At 72.7% G+C, this 19,564-nt stretch carries 14 protein-coding genes and 2 pseudogenes; 6 read left to right on the top strand and 10 right to left on the bottom strand.

Features of this window, described 5'->3' with window-relative positions:
• The first annotated feature begins 14 nt into the window (after window positions 1–14).
• Window positions 15–1,256, top strand: a complete 1,242-nt coding sequence (locus AB0K35_RS06645; RefSeq protein ID WP_238666880.1) for a glutamate-5-semialdehyde dehydrogenase — start codon at window positions 15–17, stop codon at window positions 1,254–1,256.
• Between the two features lie 106 nt (window positions 1,257–1,362).
• Here the strand turns inward: AB0K35_RS06645 and AB0K35_RS06650 are convergent, their stop codons facing one another.
• The 6 genes and pseudogenes from AB0K35_RS06650 to AB0K35_RS06675 form a co-directional block, all read right to left on the bottom strand.
• Entirely contained in the window at window positions 1,363–2,250 is an 888-nt protein-coding gene (locus AB0K35_RS06650) for a prenyltransferase/squalene oxidase repeat-containing protein (RefSeq protein ID WP_238667155.1), read from the bottom strand.
• Between the two features lie 129 nt (window positions 2,251–2,379).
• Window positions 2,380–3,628: pseudogene (gene moeZ / locus AB0K35_RS06655) on the bottom strand (adenylyltransferase/sulfurtransferase MoeZ).
• A 56-nt stretch (window positions 3,629–3,684) separates the two neighbouring features.
• The gene (locus tag AB0K35_RS06660; RefSeq protein WP_238666882.1) at window positions 3,685–4,506 is read right to left on the bottom strand and encodes a DUF3152 domain-containing protein; all 822 of its coding nucleotides are present in this window, start codon (window positions 4,504–4,506) and stop codon (window positions 3,685–3,687) included.
• Between the two features lie 104 nt (window positions 4,507–4,610).
• On the bottom strand, window positions 4,611–5,456 hold the full coding sequence (locus AB0K35_RS06665) for a DUF3152 domain-containing protein (RefSeq protein WP_357364418.1): 846 nt from the start codon (window positions 5,454–5,456) through the stop codon (window positions 4,611–4,613).
• Window positions 5,457–5,461: 5 nt separating this feature from the next.
• On the bottom strand, window positions 5,462–6,436 hold the full coding sequence (locus AB0K35_RS06670; RefSeq protein ID WP_363884088.1) for an alpha/beta hydrolase: 975 nt from the start codon (window positions 6,434–6,436) through the stop codon (window positions 5,462–5,464).
• 23 nt (window positions 6,437–6,459) lie between these two features.
• Window positions 6,460–7,680 (bottom strand): annotated as a pseudogene (locus AB0K35_RS06675) (hypothetical protein); the annotation flags it as partial.
• Between the two features lie 2,270 nt (window positions 7,681–9,950).
• Here AB0K35_RS06675 and AB0K35_RS06680 point away from each other — a divergent pair.
• Both AB0K35_RS06680 and AB0K35_RS06685 read left to right on the top strand, forming a co-directional pair.
• Entirely contained in the window at window positions 9,951–10,589 is a 639-nt protein-coding gene (locus AB0K35_RS06680; protein WP_030489514.1) for a TetR/AcrR family transcriptional regulator, read from the top strand.
• 64 nt (window positions 10,590–10,653) lie between these two features.
• Window positions 10,654–10,881 carry a DUF3107 domain-containing protein gene (locus AB0K35_RS06685; protein WP_088950288.1) on the top strand — a complete coding sequence of 76 codons (228 nt, stop codon included), beginning with the start codon at window positions 10,654–10,656 and terminating at the stop codon, window positions 10,879–10,881.
• Between the two features lie 75 nt (window positions 10,882–10,956).
• On the opposite strand, the gene AB0K35_RS06690 is transcribed toward AB0K35_RS06685, so the two are convergent.
• Entirely contained in the window at window positions 10,957–11,598 is a 642-nt protein-coding gene (locus tag AB0K35_RS06690) for a ferritin-like fold-containing protein (protein ID WP_238666885.1), read from the bottom strand.
• Between the two features lie 415 nt (window positions 11,599–12,013).
• Here AB0K35_RS06690 and AB0K35_RS06695 point away from each other — a divergent pair, with 415 nt between their 5' ends.
• Together AB0K35_RS06695 and AB0K35_RS06700 are read left to right on the top strand one after the other, a co-directional pair.
• A complete protein-coding gene (locus tag AB0K35_RS06695; protein WP_363884090.1) occupies window positions 12,014–13,711 on the top strand; it encodes a DEAD/DEAH box helicase in 1,698 nt (565 codons plus the stop codon).
• A gap of 88 nt (window positions 13,712–13,799) precedes the next feature.
• On the top strand, window positions 13,800–14,960 hold the full coding sequence (locus AB0K35_RS06700) for an SAM-dependent methyltransferase (protein ID WP_238666887.1): 1,161 nt from the start codon (window positions 13,800–13,802) through the stop codon (window positions 14,958–14,960).
• Window positions 14,961–14,971: 11 nt separating this feature from the next.
• Here the strand turns inward: AB0K35_RS06700 and AB0K35_RS06705 are convergent, their stop codons facing one another.
• The gene (locus AB0K35_RS06705; protein ID WP_363884093.1) at window positions 14,972–15,412 is read right to left on the bottom strand and encodes a hypothetical protein; all 441 of its coding nucleotides are present in this window, start codon (window positions 15,410–15,412) and stop codon (window positions 14,972–14,974) included.
• A gap of 247 nt (window positions 15,413–15,659) precedes the next feature.
• Between AB0K35_RS06705 and AB0K35_RS06710 the strand changes: the two genes are divergently transcribed.
• The gene (locus AB0K35_RS06710; protein ID WP_210785506.1) at window positions 15,660–16,076 is read left to right on the top strand and encodes a helix-turn-helix domain-containing protein; all 417 of its coding nucleotides are present in this window, start codon (window positions 15,660–15,662) and stop codon (window positions 16,074–16,076) included.
• 146 nt (window positions 16,077–16,222) lie between these two features.
• Here the strand turns inward: AB0K35_RS06710 and AB0K35_RS06715 are convergent, their stop codons facing one another.
• Both AB0K35_RS06715 and AB0K35_RS06720 read right to left on the bottom strand, forming a co-directional pair.
• The gene (locus tag AB0K35_RS06715) at window positions 16,223–17,149 is read right to left on the bottom strand and encodes a hypothetical protein (protein WP_363884095.1); all 927 of its coding nucleotides are present in this window, start codon (window positions 17,147–17,149) and stop codon (window positions 16,223–16,225) included.
• Between the two features lie 201 nt (window positions 17,150–17,350).
• A complete protein-coding gene (locus tag AB0K35_RS06720) occupies window positions 17,351–19,483 on the bottom strand; it encodes a DEAD/DEAH box helicase (RefSeq protein ID WP_363884097.1) in 2,133 nt (710 codons plus the stop codon).
• Window positions 19,484–19,564 lie beyond the last annotated feature (81 nt).

The raw sequence follows: 19,564 nt of genomic DNA on the forward strand, positions 1-19,564 counted from the left end.
TGAGGAGTGCCGGCATGAGCGTTACCGAGCAGGCGCGACGGGCGAGGGACGCCGCCGCGGAGTTGGCAGTGGCCACGCGTACGGTCAAGGACGCCGCGCTGGTGGCGATGGCCGACGCGCTGGTGGCGCGTACCCCGGAGATCCTGACCGCGAACGAGACGGACCTGGCGGCTGGCCGTGAGGCCGGGCTGAGCGCGGCAGTGCTGGACCGGCTCGCGCTCGACGCGGGTCGGGTGGCCGGCATCGCCGACGCGCTGCGTGAGATGGCGGCGTTGCCCGACCCGGTCGGCGAGGTGGTCCGGGGGTCGACCCTCCCCAACGGCCTGGAGCTGCGTCAGATCCGGGTGCCGTTCGGGGTGGTCGGCATCATCTACGAGGCGCGGCCCAACGTGACGGTGGACGCCGCCGGGATCTGCCTCAAGTCCGGCAACGCGGCGCTGCTGCGCGGGTCGTCGTCGGCCGCGCACTCGAACGCCGCGCTGGTCGCGGTGCTGCGCGACGCGGTCGCCGGGGCCGGTCTGCCCGCCGACGCGGTGCAGTTGCTCGACGCCAGCTCCCGTGACTCGGTGAAGGAGCTGATGCGCGCCAGGGGTCTCGTCGACGTGCTCATTCCGCGCGGTGGCGCGTCGCTCATCCGGACCGTGGTCGAGGAGTCGACAGTGCCGGTGATCGAGACCGGGGTGGGCAACTGCCACGTCTACGTCGATGCCGCCGCCGACCTGGCGAAGGCCGTGGCGGTGACGCTGAACGCCAAGACGCAACGCCTGTCCACCTGCAACACCGCCGAGTCGCTGCTGGTGCACGCGGGCATCGCTGACGCGTTCCTGCCGTTGGTGCTGGCCGCGTTCGCCGAGGCGGGGGTGACAGTGCACGGCTCTCCCGCTGTGGCCGCCCACTCCGCCGCTGTGGTCCCGGCGACCGACGAGGACTACGCCACCGAGTACCTGTCCGCCGACATCTCGGTGGCGGTGGTCGACTCGCTGGACGCGGCGGTCGCGCACATCCGCCGCTTCGGCACCGGGCACACCGAGGCGATCGTGACCGACTCGGCGAGCGCGGCCCGCGACTTCGTCGCGAGGGTGGACGCGGCGGCGGTGATGGTGAACGCTTCGACCCGGTTCACCGACGGCGGCGAGTTCGGCTTCGGGGCGGAGATCGGCATCTCCACCCAGAAGCTGCACGCTCGCGGTCCGATGGGCCTGCCCGAGCTGACCAGCACCAAGTACGTCGTCACCGGCGACGGGCACGTGCGCTAGAGCCAACCCCCACTTCCGCGATCTTGCATTTGCTGTCTCGACATAAGGGGCATGTGGCCGCAAATCCGTGACAGGAACTGCAAGATCGGCGAGGTGGGGCCCGGGGTCAGCCCGGCGGCGCGGGGCGGGCCGCCCGGATCGCGGCCAGCGTGGCGTGCACGTCGAACTGGTGGCCGTCCTCGCTCTCCCACCCGCCGTCGCTGCGCTGGGTCTCGGTCAGCCGGCGCAGCGCCCGCACCATGATCCAGTCCTGTGGGTCGACGCCGGCGCGGCGCAACGTGGCAGCCAGCCACGCCACGTCCCCGGGGGGCATCTTCGGCATCCGCTCGGCGAGCACCACCTGGATCCGGGCGGACTCCTGGAACATCTCCTGCCGGTGCAGCACGGCCGCGCTCAGCCAGCCCGCGGCGAGGTACGACGGCCAGCTACCGTCCGGGCGCAGCCGCACGGCGAGCGAGTGGGCAGCGGCCTGCACCACCCCGGCGTACGCCCCACCGACCCGATGGTCGAGCGGACCCGAGGCCCGGGCGTCCAGGCCAGCGACAGTGAGCCAGAAGCCGGCGTTGGCCGTCACGAGGAACCCGGCCTCCGGGTCGCCGGGACGGGCCCACTCCGGTGCCGAGTCGGCCAGCGACGCGTCCTCTTCCCAACCGCCGTCGGCCTGCTGCCGGGACGCCAGCCAGTCCAGCGCGCGGCGGGCGGCGGGACGCCCGAGCCCGCCCAGGTCGTCCAGCTCGACGAGCCGGAAGCAGGTGGCGTCGATCGAGGCGACCTCGCCGCCCCAGGTGGCCGGCCAGCCGCCGTCCGGCGACTGGCCGACCTCGGCCGTCTCCAGCAACTCGGCGGGCACGGCGGTGCCGTTGCGGAGCCAGGAGAGACGGGCGCGTTCCACCGCATCCCCATGCGCCACGACGAACCCGATCGCGGCTTCCAAGTCGACCACGGCGGAGACGCTACCTGCGCAGACGCGATGCCGCCTCGGAGAATCGGCCAGCCCGGAGTGGCTGCGTCGCTCCGGCGGGACGGCCGCTCGGCGTCATCTGCGTCGATTTGCCGGGGGCGGTCGCCTGGGCCACCCCGGCGCGGCGGCGTGGCCGCGCCAGGGCCGTCCCGGCTCGATCGGTCAGTACGCGGGCAGCGACGGGTCGATCTGCTTGATCCAGGAGAGCACGCCGCCCTGCACGTGCACGGCATCCTTGAAACCGGCCGCCTTGAGCGCGGCGAGCGCCTCCGCCGAGCGGACGCCGGACTTGCAGTGCAGCACGATCTGCCGGTCCTGCGGCAGCTTCGCGAGGGCCTCACCGGAGATGATGTCGCCCTTGGGGATCAGGGTGGCGCCGGGGATCCGGACGATCTCGTACTCGGCCGGCTCGCGTACGTCGACGAGGAAGATGTCCTTGCCGGCGTCCTGCCACTCCTTGAGCTCCAGGGCGGTGATGGTCGAGTCGAGCGTCGCCTCCTGGGCCTCCTCGGAGACCGCGCCGCAGAAGTCCTCGTAGTCTTCCAGCAGGTCGGTGACGGTCGGGTTGTCGCCGCAGAGCGCGCAGTTCGGGTCCTTGCGGACCTTGATCTTGCGGTATTCCATCTCCAGGGCGTCGTAGACCATCAGGCGGCCGACCAACGGCTCTCCGATGCCGGCGAGCAGCTTGATCGCCTCGTTCACCTGGATCGAACCGATCGACGCGCAGAGCACTCCGAGCACGCCGCCCTCAGCGCAGGAGGGAACCATGCCGGGCGGCGGCGGCTCCGGGTAGAGGCAGCGGTAGCAGGGGCCGTGCTCGGCCCAGAACACCGACGCCTGGCCGTCGAAGCGGTAGATCGAGCCCCAGACATACGGCTTACCCAGCAGCACCGCCGCATCGTTCACCATGTAGCGGGTGGCGAAGTTGTCGGTGCCGTCGACGATCAGGTCGTACTGGGCGAAGATCTCGCGGACGTTCTCCCGGTCCAGCGCGGTGTTGTGGATCTCCACGTTGACCAGGGGGTTGATCTCGCGGATCGACGCGGCGGCGGACTCGGCCTTGGACCGGCCGACGTCGGACACGCCGTGGATGACCTGGCGCTGGAGGTTCGACTCGTCGACGGTGTCGAAGTCGATGATGCCGAGCGTGCCGACGCCCGCCGCAGCGAGGTACAAGAGGGCGGGCGACCCGAGGCCACCGGCACCGACACAGAGCACCCGGGCGTTCTTCAGCCGCTTCTGGCCGGTCACCCCGACGTCCGGAATGATCAAGTGACGTGAGTAGCGGCGGATCTCGTCTACGGTCAGCTCGGCGGCGGGCTCGACGAGCGGGGGCAACGACACGGTGGACTCCCCGGGATCGGCGGTGTGAACCGCGCCATTGTTGCTCGCGGGAGCCCTCCTCGGCCATGAGGGACGACACGTGGTCCGCTATGCGGGAGCGGGAATAACCGACGACCCGCCAGATCAGGGGACGATGTCCCCCGCGTAACGACGACCGTCGAGGTACGGCCAGGCGTTGGCGACGCACCCTTGCAGGCCGTACGTCTGCTGCTGCATCACCGGGGCGGGCTCCCCCGGGCCGGGGCACGCCTCGTGCTCCTCGCCGAACTCGTGGCCCACCTCGTGGTTGATGACGTACGTCCGGTACGTGTCCAGCGAGGCGCCGTAGTCGGGGACCGCCTCCATCCAGCGGGCCAGGTTGATGATGACCTGACCGGGCAGACGACAGGAGGTGTAGCGCTCGGTGGTCAGGCCGCCCTCGGCGCACATCCGCTCGGACGTGACAGGGGTGGCCAGGTAGATGGTGAAGTCGGCGGCCCGGGCGTCGGCCACCCGTTGCACCCGCAGCTCATCGGACGCGATCCAACTGCGCGGGTCGGCCAGCACCTCGTCCACCGTGGCGGCGAACACCTCGGCGTCCTGGCCGGCGCCTCGTTCGACGACGACCCGGTACCGGTGCAGCGGTCCGTCCGTGCCGTGCACTGATGTCTCGCCGTCGGCTGCCGTGAAGCGTCCCGCTCCGACCGACGGATAGCCGGTGGGCGCGGGGTGCGCGGCCACCCCACCTCCGTGGCCCATGCCACCCTGCGTGGTGGCCGGAGGCTCGACCGACGGCTCGCCGCCCCGGCTCACCGTCACCCCGATGGCGGTTGCGAGCACGAGCAGGCCGAGCAGCATGCTGCGACGACGACGCCTGTGCATCCGGACGAACGCGGGACGCACACCCTGCGACGCCGACCGGGGCTCGGGCGGCCGGGGCGGGCCGTAAGGGGACGACGGCGTCATGGGATCAAGCGTGCCAGATTATTCGGGCATTTCTCCGTTTTTATAGCTATTGCCGCAAGACGCCTGATGGAGGAGTCATTCGTCGGCGTGTCGGGCCAATCCACTCACAGCGCCGGACCGGTGTATCGACGCCCATTCAGGTACGGCCAGGGGTTGACCCGGCAGCCGTTGAGGAAGAGCGTCTGCTGCATCATCACCGGCGCGGGCCGGCCAGCGCCGGGACAGCGCTCGTGCCGATGCCCGAGCTGGTGGCCCACCTCGTGGTTGACCACGTACGTCCGGTAGACAGCCAACGGCACACCGGCCGAGACGAAGTGCGGCACCGACAACCGCCACCGATCCAGGTTGATGATCACCTGGCCGGGTGCCCGACAGGACGTGTACGGGCGACCGCCGATCCGGATGTCCACCCCACCCTTCGCGCACATCCGACCCGCGGTACGGGCGGTCGCCAGGTAGACGGTGAAGTCCCGAGGCGCAGCCCCCGGCACCTGCTGCAACCGCAACCTGCCGCTGTCGACCCAACTGCCCGGCCCGGCGAGCGCCGCCTCAACCGCCTGGGCGAACCCGGTGACGCCCTCGGCACTGCCCGACTCCACAGCGACCCGGTAACGCCGCAGCTCACCCGCCCGACCCAGTACCGGGCCGGAGCGGGCGTCGTAGCCGAACCCGCCAGTACCGGCGCTCGGGACCGCGCCGGGCACCCGCAACACCGGGGCCGGGCTGGACGGAACCGCGGCAGAGGGCGACGGGTCGGGCGGCAGCGGCCCAGCCACCAGCGGCGGCGGGCCGATCTCCTCGGCGGCCAACCGGTCAGCGCCGGGACGCCCACCCGGCCCCTCGGCGATCACGGTCACCACCGCACCGACGGCCACCACCACCGCCACCAGTTGGGCGAACAGCGCGAAACGTCGCCGACGGCGAGCAGGATGGCGGGCTGAGCTGGGCATCCAGGTCAGCCTGCCAGATCAGACCGCCCCGCGGTGTCCTCCGTTTCGGCGAGCAGGCCGACCACCGCGCGGGCAACCAGCCGGGGAACCTCCAACTGCGCCACATGACCGACGCCCTCAAGCATCATCAATCGGCTGTCCGGAATGACCCGGGCGGTCTGCGGCCCGACCCGCACGTCGACCAGACGGTCCTGCAGACCGCCCACCACCAGTGTCGGAGCCCGTACCGCCTCGGCGAGGCGCCACAGCGACCCCGGCCCCGGCAGGTACGCCCGCAGGAAGCTGGAGACCAGCCCACGGAACGTCCGGACGTACGCGGCAGCGTAGTGCTCGGCCTCGTACCGCACCCGGATCTCCTCCAGCGCCTCGGCCCGGCGCTGATCGCAGATCCGGCTGAGGTCGGCAACGCACGCCTCCAGCACCTGCTGAGCCATCACCTCGGGAGCGAGCTGGGTGAGGTGCCGGGCGACCAGCCGCTCCCCTCGCGGAATGGCGAGCACCGGCAGCATCCGCCCCTGCAACGAGCGCCGGAAATCCAGGAACGGCAGCGCCGGGGAGATCAGGGTGAGGGTGCGGACCAGATCCGGCCGGAGCCCGGCGACCTGGACCGCCACAGCCCCGCCCAGCGAATTGCCGAACAGGTGCACCGGCCCTCGACCGGAATGCTCGATCCAGCGGACCACCAGATCCGCGAAGGCCGGAATCGTGTAGCTCGGGCCCGGCTCGCTACGGCCGAAGCCGGGCAGGTCGATGGCCTGACCGTCCAGCCGGTCGGCGAGCAGCCCGGCCAGGTCGGTCCAGTTCTGCGACGACCCGCCCAACCCGTGCACGTACAGCGCCGGCTCCGCGCCAGCGGCGGTGGCCGGGGTGTCCCGCACGTAGGTGACCCGTCCGTCGAGGCGGACTTCCCGGCCCGGCCATGGCGGCGGAACGGAGTCGTCGGGGAGCAGGTGGTCCGGCCAGAGGGTGGCGCGTCTCATTGCTCCAGTCTGCCTCGGACCACTCAGGACAGCAGCGCCTCCAGCCGACGGTTGACCGCCGCCAGCGTCGCCCGGACCACCGCCTGACGCGGATCACCAGCGACCAGGGCCGACCCGGCGAGCTGCTCGACCCAGCCCTCACAGACCAGCAGCGCCACCACTGTGGCCACCTCGCAATTGCCGAACGGCACCACAGCAGCGTGTTCGACGAAACAGCGCCCCCGCTCGGCGTTCTCGGCACCGCGCAGCAACTCGTCCACCGCGGCCGCCGCCGCCACCGCGCAGAGCCGCAACACGTAGCCGTCCACCGCCGGCCCGGTGGCGTACCCGGAGGCGCTGTCACCCCCGGCCAGCAGCCGGACCTCCACGTTCGCGTCCAGGCCAAAGGTGCTGACCTGCACGTGGTCGAGCACCACTCGGGGCCCCGGCGCACCGCCGGTCTCCAGCGGCCGGGACGGCGCCGACTCCGTCGTGGTCACCTGGCCACCGGAGTACGACGTACCCAGCGTCGCCGGGCTACCGGTCGCGGTGCCGGTCGGCGCGGACGAGACCGACCCGGGTTCCTCCACCGTGGCGCGCCCCCGGTGCGGAGCGTTCGACCGGCGGCGGCGCATCGGGTCCGTGCCGGTCCGCTGCTCCGGCCCGGCCGGCGGGGAATCGACCCGACCGACGGACGGGCGGGCCACCGTCGGCGAGTCGGCCGACCGGACCTCGCCTGGGTCGCGCGAAGCCGCGTTTCGAGTCTCCGGGGTACGCCGCTCGGCGGGCTCAGCCGCGCGACGGCGAACCGGTGGAGGCGGCGTGCTGGGCAGGCCGGGCACGTTCTGCGGGGCTGCGGCCAACCCCATCCGCTCCTGGAGCAGCCGGGCCACCTGCCGACTCACCTCGGCCGGGTCGGCACCGTCGGCGAGGTCGAGTCGCAGACTGTGCGCCCCCGCCGGCGTGCGGCGCAGGGCCGCGTCGCGGACACCGGCCACCTCCCGGACGGCGTCCAGGATGGCGTTGACATCGAACCCCTCGGGGCGCTCGCGCAGTGGGGCTGGCTCGTCGTCCCGGCGCAGGTGAGTGGCGATGCGGGCAAGTTCCGGGGTTTCGGCGGGTGGCTCCACGGCTGGCGGCTCCGGCACGACGGGCACGTCCGGTTCTGCGGGGACGCGCTGCGGCAGCACCACAGCGCTCGCAGTCGACTCCCGGCCATCGTCGGCCGGCGACGTCGGGTCGGGAGCGGATCGGCGCGCCGCGTAGGCGGAGGCGGACGCCGGTGCGGGCTGATCGCGGCGGCCGGAACCCTTTGTGGCGGTGGGCGGGACCGCTGTGGTGGAGGACGGGGTGGCGTCAGTCGATGGCGAACCGTTGACCGGCGCGACCGGTGGGGACGGCTCGACGGGTGACGGACCAGGCTCGGGTGTCGCCGGCCGGAGCCGGAACGGTGCTGTCGGTCGGACGTCGGGCCGGGACCGGCCGGGCGTCTCGCCCTCACCAGCGCTGGCCGACCGGCTGGCCGGCCACGACGGGCGCTCGACCGGGGTGGCCGGAAGCCGGCCCTCGGACCAGTCCGGCCGCTCGGCCCGGGAACTGCTCGCCGTCGGCGAACCGCCGGTCCAGGACGAGCGCTCCGCGACCAGCGACGGGCCTGCCGGAGCCGGTGGCGCGTCGGTCAGCGTGGGAGGTGGCCCGGCCGGAGCCGGAGGCGGTCCGGCGGGTGCCGGAGGCATCGCCTCGGGCGGTGCGGGTGGGTCGGCCGGTGCCGGGCTGGAGGCCCAGGAGGGTCGCGTCGGCGGCGAAGCGGCCGGCGCCGGATCGGCACCACCGGTCACTGACTGCCGCGTCGACGCCGCGCCGGTCGCAGGCGGTTCGGACCCGCCAGCCCAGGACGGCCGCACCGGCGGCACGCTGGTCGCCGCCTCGGACCCGCCGGCCCAGGACGGCCGCACCGGCGGCACGCTTGTCGGCGTCGGATCGGACCCCCCAGCCCAGGAGGGCCGCGCGGGTGACGCGCTGGTGGGGTCGGGATCGGCCCCGCCAGCCCAGGACGGGCGGTCGGCCCGGGGGCCACCGGTCGCCCCGGACCCCGCCCAGGACGGACGGTCAGCAGGCGGACCGCTGGTCGGCGTCACACCACCAGCCCACGACGGACGATCAACAGGCGGACCACTGGTCGGCGTCACACCACCAGCCCACGACGGACGATCAACAGGCGGTACGGTGGTCGGTTCGGCGGGGCGTTCCGGGGTGGACTCGGATTCGACCCGGGCGGGTTCGTACGCCCGGGGTGGTTCGGCGCGCACCGGCTCGTACGGACGGGGCACCTCGGCGCGCACCGGCTCGTACGGCTGGTGGGGTTCGCCGACCCAGTCCGGTGCCGACTCGTCCCGTGCTGCCGGGCCAGCCGGCTCGTCGTCCTGGCGGGACCAGGGCGGGGCCCACCCGCCACCCCAGCTCGGACGGTTCCAGTTCGGCCCCGACCAGTCGGGCTCGATGGCCGACGACTCCCCGGCCCGGTGCGTTTCGCCGGCGCGGTGCGCGTCGCCGCTGCGGTGCGCCTCTCCGGCGCGATGCGTCTCCGCCGGCCGGGAACCTTCGCTAGCGCGACCGGGCTCGCCCTCGTCGGCGGACGCGGTCGGGCCCGGGGTGCGTCCCGCGGTCGCCGCGGGCTCGGGTGCGAGCGGGTCCCGCCAGTCGCGTGGCGCGGTCGGATTCTCGTCGGCGGCCAGCCGCTCGCCGGTCGGCGCGTGGAAACCGGGCGGCACCTCAAAGCCCGACGCCGCGGTGCCGACGGGCGGCACCTGGACGGCCGGCGGGGCCGGGGTGGGCAACCCGGGCTCGGCCCAGCGGGCACGGTGCGCGGCAGCCGGATCGACTGTGAACTGTGGGGAGGAGCCCGGGTCGGGCTCGACGGCACTCTGCTCCGTCGGCGGTGCGGGACGTTGGGCGGGCACCACGAGCCGGTCGCTGGCCGCCCCGGGACGCCCCTCAGCGGGCAGCCCGGGCGGGGCGCTCACCGGCGTGGGGCGTCCTGCGGGCGGTTCGAGACCGGGGTGAGGGACGCCGTTGACGTCGTCCGGGTGGTGCGCGCCGTTGACGTGGTGGCCGTTGGCGCGGGCCGGCGACTCCGGGTCGCCCGACCGCCCGACCAGCGGCGATGGCAGGTCACCGTGCCGTGTCGAGGAGGTCCGCCAACCCGACGCGGGGTCGGGCTGCCAGCGCGGCGCCTCATCCCGGGCGTCCTCGCGGTCGGCGGCTCGGGGCCACCCACCCGCCGGAGGCGCCCACCCACTGACGGAACGACTCGGGTCGTCGTGCTGACCCGCTCCGTCACCGTGCTCTCCCGGGGTGGCGGCTCCGGGTTGCCCTGTTTCACTCACCGCGCGCTCCTTGGTCGCCCCCGCTGAGGCTACCGTGTGCCGAGAGTGGCGATAAGTTACAGCGGCGGGCCATTTCCACGACCGAGGTCACGGGCCTCGCCCGGTCTGGGGGGAAAATGCCGGCTCGTACGGAGAACTCGGAGGATCCCATGACCGCTGCGGGGAACGGTGCACAGACCGCCGGCCGGCCCACCCGCCTGCCCCGCTCCGCGCGCCGTAAGCAGCTTCTCGCTGCGGCGCAGGAGGTGTTCGTCGCGCAGGGCTACCACGCCGCCGCGATGGACGACATCGCCGAGCGGGCCGGGGTTTCGAAGCCGGTGCTCTACCAACACTTTCCCGGAAAGATGGATCTCTACCTCGCGCTGCTCGACACGCACTGTGACGCCATCGTCGCTCAGGTGCAGGATGCGATGCGCGGCACCAGCGACAACAAGGAGCGGGTCAGCGCGTCGGTACGGGCGTACTTCGACTTCGTCGACCACGAGAGCGAGGCGTTCCGGCTCGTCTTCGAGTCGGATCTGCGCAACGACCCGGCGGTGCGCCAGCGGGTGGAACGGGTCGAACAGGGCTGCATCGCGGCGATCACCGACACCATCATCTCCGACACCGGAGTGAGTCGGGCGCACGCCGAGTTGCTCGCCTCCGGGCTGGTCGGCGCGGCGGAGACGGCCGCGCAGTTCTGGCTGGCGGGCGGCCGGCAGGTGCCGAAGGCCGAGGCCGAGGCGTTGGTGGCCGCGCTGTCGTGGCGGGGCATCGCGAGCTTCCCGCTGCAAGGTGAGTCAGCCTGACCGCTGGCCCCGTGATCGGATAGCCTTCGCAGGGCGGTTCTTTCGCCCCAGTTGAGGAGGCACAGTGGAGGTCAAGATCGGCGTGCAGTACGCGCCACGCGAGCTGGTAGTGGACAGCGCGCAGTCGCCGGCCGAGATCGAGCAGATCGTGACCGACGCCTTCGCCGGCAACGGCGGCACGCTCTCCCTGACCGACGAGAAGGGCCGGCGGGTCATCGTTCCGGTCGAGAAGGTCGCCTACGTCGAGATCGCCGAGGCGTCGTCGCGGGCGGTCGGGTTCACCGTCCGCTGACCGGTCCGGCCATCGCGGCAGGTCGGCACTCGGCCCACCTGCCGCAGGCCGGCGCCGGCCGACCCGCCCGGGTGGTCAGTTGTTCAGCCCGGCGGCGGCCATTCGCGCGGTGTGCGCGGTGGTGAGCCTGCCGAACAGCCCCGGCACGTCGACCCGGCCGTCGCGTGCGATCAGCGCGGTGAGGGTGGCCCGCTCGGCGGCGACCCGGCCGGCCTGGGACAACGCCTCACCGACCAGCCGCCGGGCCCACATGGAGAGCCGACCGGCCACCCGGGGGTCGTCGGCGACGGCCGCCCGGATCTCCACCGCGGCGAAGTCCGCGTACCGGGAGTCGTGCAGGACGTCCAGCACCAACGCCCGGTCCGGTTCCTCCAGCGCGTCGGCGATCTCGCGAACGAAGTCGTCGGTGATCGCGTCGCCCACGTACGCCTTGGTGACCACTTCCGCCCAGTCCCGTGGCTCGGTCGAATCGTGGTACGCCTGCAACGGCTCGACGTAGGGCGCCATCGCGTCCTCGGGCGGTACGCCCAACACTCTGAGCCGGTCGGCGAGGCGCCGGTAGTTGGCGATCTCGGCCGCGGCCATCTCGTTCAGTGCGGCCCGGCGGCGCAGGTCAGGAGCGAGCCGGGCATCGCCCGCCATCCGCTCGAAGGCGAGCAGCTCACCGAAGGCGACCAGACCCAGCAGGTCGGCGTACGCGGAACCGGAGGCGGACACGAGCGGCAGGCTATCGCGTAGCGGCCCTCGACCGCGTCCCGCGCCGTCCTGGCCGATCATGGAGTGATGCCGCCTGCCTTAACCCACTTTGCGAACTTTGTACCCCAGCACAAGTCCATGATCGACGTCGGCGGGAGCGAGGGGCGCGACGTCGGGCGCGGCGCGGAGTGTGGCTTAGGTCACATTTGCTTGCCCCGCGTGGCGAGTGGCCGCCTGGGAATCGGGACGGGGGCATGCCTGTTCAGGTAACATGGAGCAGTTGCCGTGGGCGCCGATCTGATCGAAGCTCAGCCCGCGGCGCGCGTGCGGCCCGGTCCGGCTCGGCAATCTGCCGCCGACCGTGTGGCCCGCGTCATACCGAACGCGCCCTGAGGACATGACGGGCGCACCCACGAGAGGGCACCCCCACATCCACATGAGCGACCTGACTCAAGATTTGCTGGACGGCCAGGAACTGGCCCCCACCGCCCCGGTTCGACCGGAGGCCCCCACGTTCGCCGCACTCGGCGCCCGCGCCGAGACCGTCGAGGCCCTGGCCTCGGCTGGCATCACCCGCGCCTTCGCCATCCAGGAATACGCTATCCCGATCGCGCTGCGCGGCGTCGACCTGATCGGTCAGGCGCCCACCGGCACCGGCAAGACCCTCGGCTTTGGCGTACCCCTGCTCGACCGGGTCTTCGCCCCGGGCGAGGGCAGCGACGGTGTCCCCCAGGCCCTGGTCGTCGTTCCCACCCGCGAGCTGGGCATCCAGGTCGCCAAGGACCTGGCCGCCGCCGGCCGGACGCGCGGCGTCCGCGTGCTGCCGATCTACGGCGGCGTGGCGTACGAGCCGCAGATCGACGCGCTGCGCAAGGGTGTCGAAATCCTGGTCGGCACGCCCGGCCGACTGATGGACCTGCAGAAGCAGAAGCACCTCCGGCTCGACCGGGTGCACGCACTCGTCCTCGACGAGGCCGACCGGATGCTCGACCTGGGCTTCCTCGACGACGTCGAGAAGATCCTGGCGATGCTTCCGGAAGACCGGCAGACGATGCTCTTCTCGGCCACCATGCCGGACCCGATCGTCACATTGTCGCGCCGCTTCCTGCGTCAGCCGATGACGATCCACGCCGGGCACACCGCCGAGACCGGCCCGTCGCCGCAGACCCAGCAGTTGGTCTACCGCACCCACTCGATGAACAAGGTCGAGGTGGTGGCGCGCATCCTCCAGGCGGAGGGGCGTGGGCTGACCATGATCTTCACGCGTACCAAGCGGGCCGCCGACCGGGTCGCCGAGGACCTCGACTTCCGCGGGTTCGCGGTCGCCGCGGTGCATGGTGACCTCGGCCAGGGTGCCCGCGAGCGGGCTCTGCGGGCCTTCCGGGCCGGAAAGATCGACATCTTGGTCGCCACCGACGTGGCGGCGCGTGGGCTGGACGTCACCGGCGTCACCCACGTCATCAACTACGACTGCCCGGAAGACCAGGACACCTACACCCACCGGATCGGTCGTACCGGCCGGGCCGGAGCGACGGGTGTCGCGGTGACCTTCGTCGACTGGGACGACATGCCGCGCTGGCGGATCATCGACAAGACCCTCGGTCTGGAGATGCCGGAGCCGCCGGAGACGTACCACACGTCGCCGCACCTCTACACCGATCTGCACATCTCCACCGAGGTCAGCGGCACGCTGCCCACCGCCGAGCGCACCCGGGCCGGGCTGTCCGCCGAGATCGAAGAGGATCTGGGTGGGACGACCCGCTCCCGTCGGGGCGACAGCGGCGGTCGGGGCCCCCGACGCGGCGAGAGCCGTGGTGAGGGTCGCGGCGAGCGCCGTGGTCGGGGCGATGGCCGCCGCGACCGCTCCGACGCCGCCACGCCGGCCGTCGCCGAGGCACCTGCGGCCGACGCCGCCGACGAAGGCAACGAAGGCACCCGTACCCCCCGCCGCCGGCGTCGCCGCCGTGCCGGCGAGGTGGTCGCGGCCGAGGCGACAGCCGTGATCTCCGCCGACGCCGGCCCCTCCGAGCCGGCCACCGCGTCTGACGGCGAGGCGTCCAAGCCGCGCCGCCGACGCCGCCGCCGTGGTGGCGGTTCCGGCGCGGACACTCCGGCCGAGGCGACAGCGGACTGACCACCAGCCACATCTGACATCCCCCGCACCGCCTCGCGCGGTACGGGGGATGTTCCCTTCTCCCACCCCACCTGCCGAAGATGGAACGATGCCGCAACCACTGGACGCCGCCCTGACCGAGGTTCGGGCGCTGCTGCTCGACCCCGCGCTGACCCGGGCGGTCGCCGCCGGACGTCGACGCGGTCGCCGCCCCACAGTCGAACGGGCCGAACTGCGGCCGGTGCGGCTCAAGGCCGGGCCCCGGATGCAGATCACCACGTCCGACGGTGCTCGCCCCTACACCCGCAACCTCGCCTCCGGTCCGGAGGCCGCTGCGGCGATCGACGAACTGCTCGCCGAGCCGTTCGGTAACTGGCACGTCGAGACGGCCGACGCGACCCTTCAACTGCGGGTGACCAAATCCGGCGAGGCGCAGGTGCACAGGGCCGCGACGTCCCGTCCGGTGGCGACGCCCACCGGAAACGACCGGACGAAGGAATACCTGCTCGACCCCGGTGACCCGATCTTCGCGGAGATCGGCGGCTCGGCGGCGAAGCGCCGCCAGGTGGACGCGTTCCTGCGGGCCCTGGCCGCGACCCTGCCCGACGACCTGACCGGTCCGCTACGGGTGGTCGACCTGGGCTGCGGCAACGCCTACCTGACGTTCGCCGCGTACCGCTATCTGACACGTCGGGGGCTCGACGTCCAGCTGGTCGGCGTGGACGTCCGGGAGGACCAGCGGCGACGAAACACCGAGCTGGCGCAACGGCTCGGCTGGGCCGACCAGGTCAGCTTCGTGGCCGGGACGATCGCCGACGCCGTCGTCGACCCCGCCCCCGACCTGGTGCTGGCGCTGCACGCCTGCGACACCGCCACCGACGAGGCGCTGGCCCGCGCGGTGCGCTGGGAGGCCCGCTGGGTGCTGGCCGCGCCGTGCTGCCACCACGATCTGGCGAAGCAGCTCCGCGCCCACCCCACCCCGGCCCCGTACGAGCTGCTGACCCGGCAGGGCATCCTGCGCGAGCGCTTCGCCGACGTGCTCACCGACGCGGTGCGCGCCGGGCTGCTGCGGGTGCACGGGTACCGGACCGAGGTGGTGGAGTTCGTGGACTCGCAGCACACCCCGCGTAACCTGCTGATCCGCGCCCGTCGTACCGGTGCCGGGGCGACCGACCCACAGCGCGCGGAGTACCGCGAGCTGGTAGACCAGTGGCAGGTCACTCCCCGGCTGGAGACCCTGCTGGCCGCCGGCGAGGCGTCCGTCTCCTAGGGGGTGGGTGGCTAGCGTCGCCGATCCCGGCCGCCGTTGCGCTCGCTGACACCGCGGTCGAGGACCGACACCCGGTCGGCGGCCGTCCGCTGGCCAGCCCAATCACCGTCGGCCGGGGCGGTCGGGAATGGCACGACAGTGCCCCCGGTCTCGGCGTTGCCGGCCGCCGCGAAGGCGTTCCAGGAGATGTCGACCAACAGCTTCTTCACCTCGGCGTGCCGGATGGCGGCGTTGTGCTGCAACGTCATCCGGGCGCCGAGCAGGACCGCGACCAGCGTGGTGGTGATGGTGCCGGTGGCGGCCAGCACCTGGAGGCCGGTCGCGGAGTCGGTGCGGAGCACCAGGACCAGCAACCAGATCCAGAACGCGGCGGCGAAGACGCCTGCCTTGGCGACGAAGAAGAGGCTCACCGCACCGGGCTGGTACGGCTGGGGGCGGCTCGATTCGGCCATGGTGCTCCTCGGCGATGGTCCGGTCGGAGGCGGCAGGCGACAGACGCCATGTCGGGACGGGCACCGAGCTTAATTGAAGAACGATGAAGATCGCTCGATGCAATTTTCGTTCTGCACACACGCTTCCAGAGAAAAGTCTCGTCCACGGGACAGTTTGTGCGGTCAGTCAATTGTTTCCGGCTCCTGGCGTACTACCCTCGGAAGGCGCATCGTCCCGGTGCTCCGGCAGGGGGGAAGACACACAGGGATGGGATCAGCCGACGTATCACCGCAGATGGCCTTCGCCCGCTTCGTCCGGCGCGCCATCGATGACGCTCGCGACGAACGCGGCTGGACCGTGACTGATCTTGCCTCACACACGGGCGTGGGCCGCTCCACAGTGTTCCGCTGGCTGGCCGGCGACTGGCAGGACTATCCCGAGTTGGCAAAGGTGCGCGGTTTCTGCGCCGCACTGGATCTGCCGGTCGCCGCCGCGTTCCGCGCGCTCGGGCTGCCCGACGCCGGTCCCGCGCCCCGCCGACGCCACGACGACGGCCCGGTCGAGGCCGATGTCCGGGCCATCCTGGACCGGCTGGCCGACCCTACGGTCCCCGCCGAGGAGAAGCACCACATCCGCGACCTGCTCCGCTACCTGGCCCGCCGCCCCATCCGCCGAGCCAGCTAACCCCCACCCCACCCCACCCCACCCCCACCCCACCCCCACCCTCTGCGGGCGTTGATCATGAAGTTATTGCCACGACACGCCGCAGCGAAGGGCAATAACTTCATGATCAACGGGGGAAGGGGTGGGGGGACGGGGGTGGGGGTGGGTTAGGGGACGGTGAGGGTGAACTCGGCGGTTCGGACTTCGGCGTTCACCTGGAAGTCGAGGTAGAGGCGGTAGCGGCCCGGGCCGGGGGTGGTCAACCAGAACTTGATCTGACCGTCCACCAACTCGGTCTCCGGGTGCACGTGCAGATAGCCGAGGTCGCCCTCGCGCAACGCCACCAGGTGCCCGTACGCCCCGAGGTAGCGCTCCAGCGGGGCTGCGCCGCCAACGCCGTCGACCCGGAAGGTCAGCGGCACTGTCGCCCCGGCCTGCGCAGTGCCCTGGTAGCCGACGGTGAAGCCGTCCACCGTCGTCGAGGTGGCCGGACCCGGCAGTGGACGCGGTCGGTAGTCGCCCGGCGCCACCAGGTCCGTGCCGAGGGTCACAGCGGTCTGCGCGCCGTTGTCGGCGACCACTGTGAAATCGGCGTACGCGCGCCAGAGGCCAGGCTGCGTGAGGGTCAACGGCACCGACCAGGTGCCGTCGGCCGCCATTGTCGGATGCAGGTGCTGGTAGCCGGTCAGGTCCCGCCGGACGACGATGAGGTGCATCGGCTTGTCGTGCACGATGGCGAACCGGGTCACCGGCCGGCGCTGCGCGTCGCGCACCTGGAAGCGGAGCTGATCGGGGCGACCCGCCGCGAACTCGGTGGCCACCGGCACCAGTGTGAACCCGGCCGAGCTGACCGCCAGACCACCTGGCTCGGTGGGCGCGCCCTGATCGGTGGCCGCGGCACTGCCGTGGTTGTGCGGCGCGACGCCCGGTGGGTCGGTGTGCTCGGCGGCCAACGACGGGCTGCCGGTGACGGTGCCGTTGGCGTTCAGCCGGCCGAGGCCGAAGCCGAGCAGCACCGCCAGCACCAGCCCGCCGACCACCAGCGCCAGCCGGAGAGTGCTCCGGTCCAGTTCGGCGGGACCCTGGTCAGCCACTACCGACGCCCAGCGCCTGGCCGGCCTCGCCGCCGACGGTAGTGCCCGCAACGGCGCACGCACGGGTGACGGGCTGGTGGTCGGTCATGCCGCCCACGGTACCGCCGCGCCCGGCCGGGTCTGGCCGACGCCCGGAGAGCGTGGCGACTGTCGCATTCGACACCGCCCGGGAACTTTCCCACCCGACCGGACGGCAGCGGGTCAGCCGGCCACGGCGAGGGCGAGCGGGAGCACGTCGGTCGCGCCGGCCCGGCGTAGGGCCCTGGTCACCAGCGTCATCGTCCAGCCCGAGTCGATCAGGTCGTCGACGAGCAGCACCGGGCCGTCCAGCCCGGCCAGGGCGTCGGCCAGGTCGGTCGGCACGGTGAAGGTGTCGTGCAGGGCGCGTACCCGTTGGGCGCTGTTGCCCCGTGGCCCACCCGGGCCGTCGGGGCCGGACGCGGTGACCTCGCCGAGCAGCGGCAGCCGGCCCACTGTGGCGATCCGCTCGGCCAGCGAGCCGAGCAGCCGGGGCCGCCGACGGGAACCGACCGCGACCACCGCCACCGGCCGGCGCGGCCACGGGTCGTCACCGTGCGCCCATGCCTTCAGCACCTCCACGACGGCGCCGGCGACGTCGTCGGGCACCGGCGCGTCCGGCGCTTCCGGGCCGACGAGGGCGCGCAGCCTGCCACCCCAGCCCAGGTCGGAGAGGCGCCCGACGGCCCGGCCCGGCAGCGCCTGCTCCGCGGGGACGATCCGGCCCTTGAGGGGTACGCCCACCGCGTCGAGCCCGGTCGGCCACAGCTTCTTCGGTGCGATCTCCACGCCGGGTCGACCCAGGAAGGTCTGTGCGGCGGAGAGCGCGGCGGTCGACACGTCAGCGGCGAAGAGTGGGTCGGCGCACCTGTCGCATCGGCCGCAGTCAGCCGCCTCGGTGTCGTCCAGGCGTTCCCGTAGATATCGCATCCGGCAGTCGGACGTCGTCGCGTACTCCCGCATTGCCTGTTGCTCGACGGTGCGCGCCTCGGCGACGCGGCGCAACCGGGCCTCGTCGTAGACCCACTGCTCGCCGGTGGCGAGCCAACCACCGCGCACCCGGCGGACCGCGCCGTCCACGTCGAGCACCTTCAGCATCAGCTCCAACCGGGCCCGGCGCAGGTCGACGAGGGGTTCGAGTGCCTGGGTGGAGAGCGGGCGGTCGGTGTGCAGGGCGGCCAGCACGGCCCGGACCTGCTGCTCCGGCGGGAACGCCAGCGAGGCGAAGTACCGCCAGATCGCGGCGTCCTCGACGCCGGGCAGCAGCAGCACCTCGGCGTGCTCGACGGCGCGGCCGGCGCGGCCGACCTGCTGGTAGTACGCGATCGGCGAGGGTGGCGCGCCGAGGTGGACGACGAAGCCCAGGTCGGGCTTGTCGAAGCCCATGCCGAGGGCGCTGGTGGCGACCAACGCCTTGATCTTGTTGTCGAGCAGGTCCTGTTCGGCGGCGCGCCGGTCGGCGTCGTCGGACTGCCCGCTGTACGAGGCGACCGGGTAGCCCCGGGAGCGCAGGAACTCTGCGGTCTCCCCCGCTGCCGCGACGGTCAGCGTGTAGACGATGCCCGAGCCGGGCAGCTGGTCCAGGTGGTCGGCGAGCCAGGCCAGCCGGTGCGCCGGGCTGGGCAGGTCGAGCACCCCGAGGCGCAGCGACTCGCGGTCCAGGGTGCCGCGCAGGATGAGGGCGTCGCCCAGCTGCTCGGCGACGTCCTGGGTGACCCGGGCGTTGGCGGTGGCGGTGGTCGCCAGCACGGGGGTGCGCTCGGGCAGCTCGGCGAGGAACGTCCGCAGCCGCCGGTAGTCCGGCCGGAAGTCGTGCCCCCAGTCGGAGACGCAGTGCGCCTCGTCGACCACCAGCAGGCCGGTGGTGGCGGCCAACTTCGGCAGGACGCCGTCGCGGAAATCCGGGTTGTTGAGCCGTTCGGGGCTGATCAGCAGCACGTCCACCGCGCCGGTCTGGATCTCGGCGGTGATCTCGTCCCACTCGTCGAGGTTCGCCGAGTTGATCGTGCGGGCCCGGATGCCGGCCCGCGCGGCGGCCTCGACCTGGTTGCGCATCAACGCCAGCAGCGGCGAGACGATGACTGTCGGCCCGGCCTGGTGGCGCTGCTCGCGGTCGCGGAGCAGTGCAGTGGCCACGAAGTAGACAGCCGACTTGCCCCAACCGGTGCGCTGGACGCAGAGCACCCGCCGCCGGTCGACGACCAGCGCCTCGATGGCGCGCCACTGATCCTCGCGCAGCCGGGCGTTGTCACCGGCCAGCCGGCGCAGCACCGCCTCGGCCCGCTCGCGTACCGCTGCCCGCTCTGCTGTCTCCACCCGGCATTTCTACCAGCGCCGTCCGTCATCCCCCTGTTGATCAAGAGGTTTGCGTCACCATTCGGCCTGATTCTGACGCAA

The organism is Micromonospora sp. NPDC053740, from assembly GCF_040677775.1.
GTDB classification, from domain to species: Bacteria; Actinomycetota; Actinomycetes; order Mycobacteriales; family Micromonosporaceae; genus Micromonospora; species Micromonospora alfalfae.

What these genes read in the sequence shown, in the direction of transcription:
- AB0K35_RS06705 (WP_363884093.1), bottom strand. Translation starts at nt 15,412, where the DNA reads ATGGCCGAATCGAGCCGCCCCCAGCCGTACCAGCCCGGTGCGGTGAGC.
- AB0K35_RS06695 (WP_363884090.1), top strand. Translation starts at nt 12,014, where the DNA reads ATGAGCGACCTGACTCAAGATTTGCTGGACGGCCAGGAACTGGCCCCC.
- AB0K35_RS06700 (WP_238666887.1), top strand. Translation starts at nt 13,800, where the DNA reads ATGCCGCAACCACTGGACGCCGCCCTGACCGAGGTTCGGGCGCTGCTG.
- AB0K35_RS06645 (WP_238666880.1), top strand. Translation starts at nt 15, where the DNA reads ATGAGCGTTACCGAGCAGGCGCGACGGGCGAGGGACGCCGCCGCGGAG.
- AB0K35_RS06665 (WP_357364418.1), bottom strand. Translation starts at nt 5,456, where the DNA reads ATGCCCAGCTCAGCCCGCCATCCTGCTCGCCGTCGGCGACGTTTCGCG.
- AB0K35_RS06680 (WP_030489514.1), top strand. Translation starts at nt 9,951, where the DNA reads ATGACCGCTGCGGGGAACGGTGCACAGACCGCCGGCCGGCCCACCCGC.
- AB0K35_RS06660 (WP_238666882.1), bottom strand. Translation starts at nt 4,506, where the DNA reads ATGACGCCGTCGTCCCCTTACGGCCCGCCCCGGCCGCCCGAGCCCCGG.
- AB0K35_RS06710 (WP_210785506.1), top strand. Translation starts at nt 15,660, where the DNA reads ATGGGATCAGCCGACGTATCACCGCAGATGGCCTTCGCCCGCTTCGTC.
- AB0K35_RS06670 (WP_363884088.1), bottom strand. Translation starts at nt 6,436, where the DNA reads ATGAGACGCGCCACCCTCTGGCCGGACCACCTGCTCCCCGACGACTCC.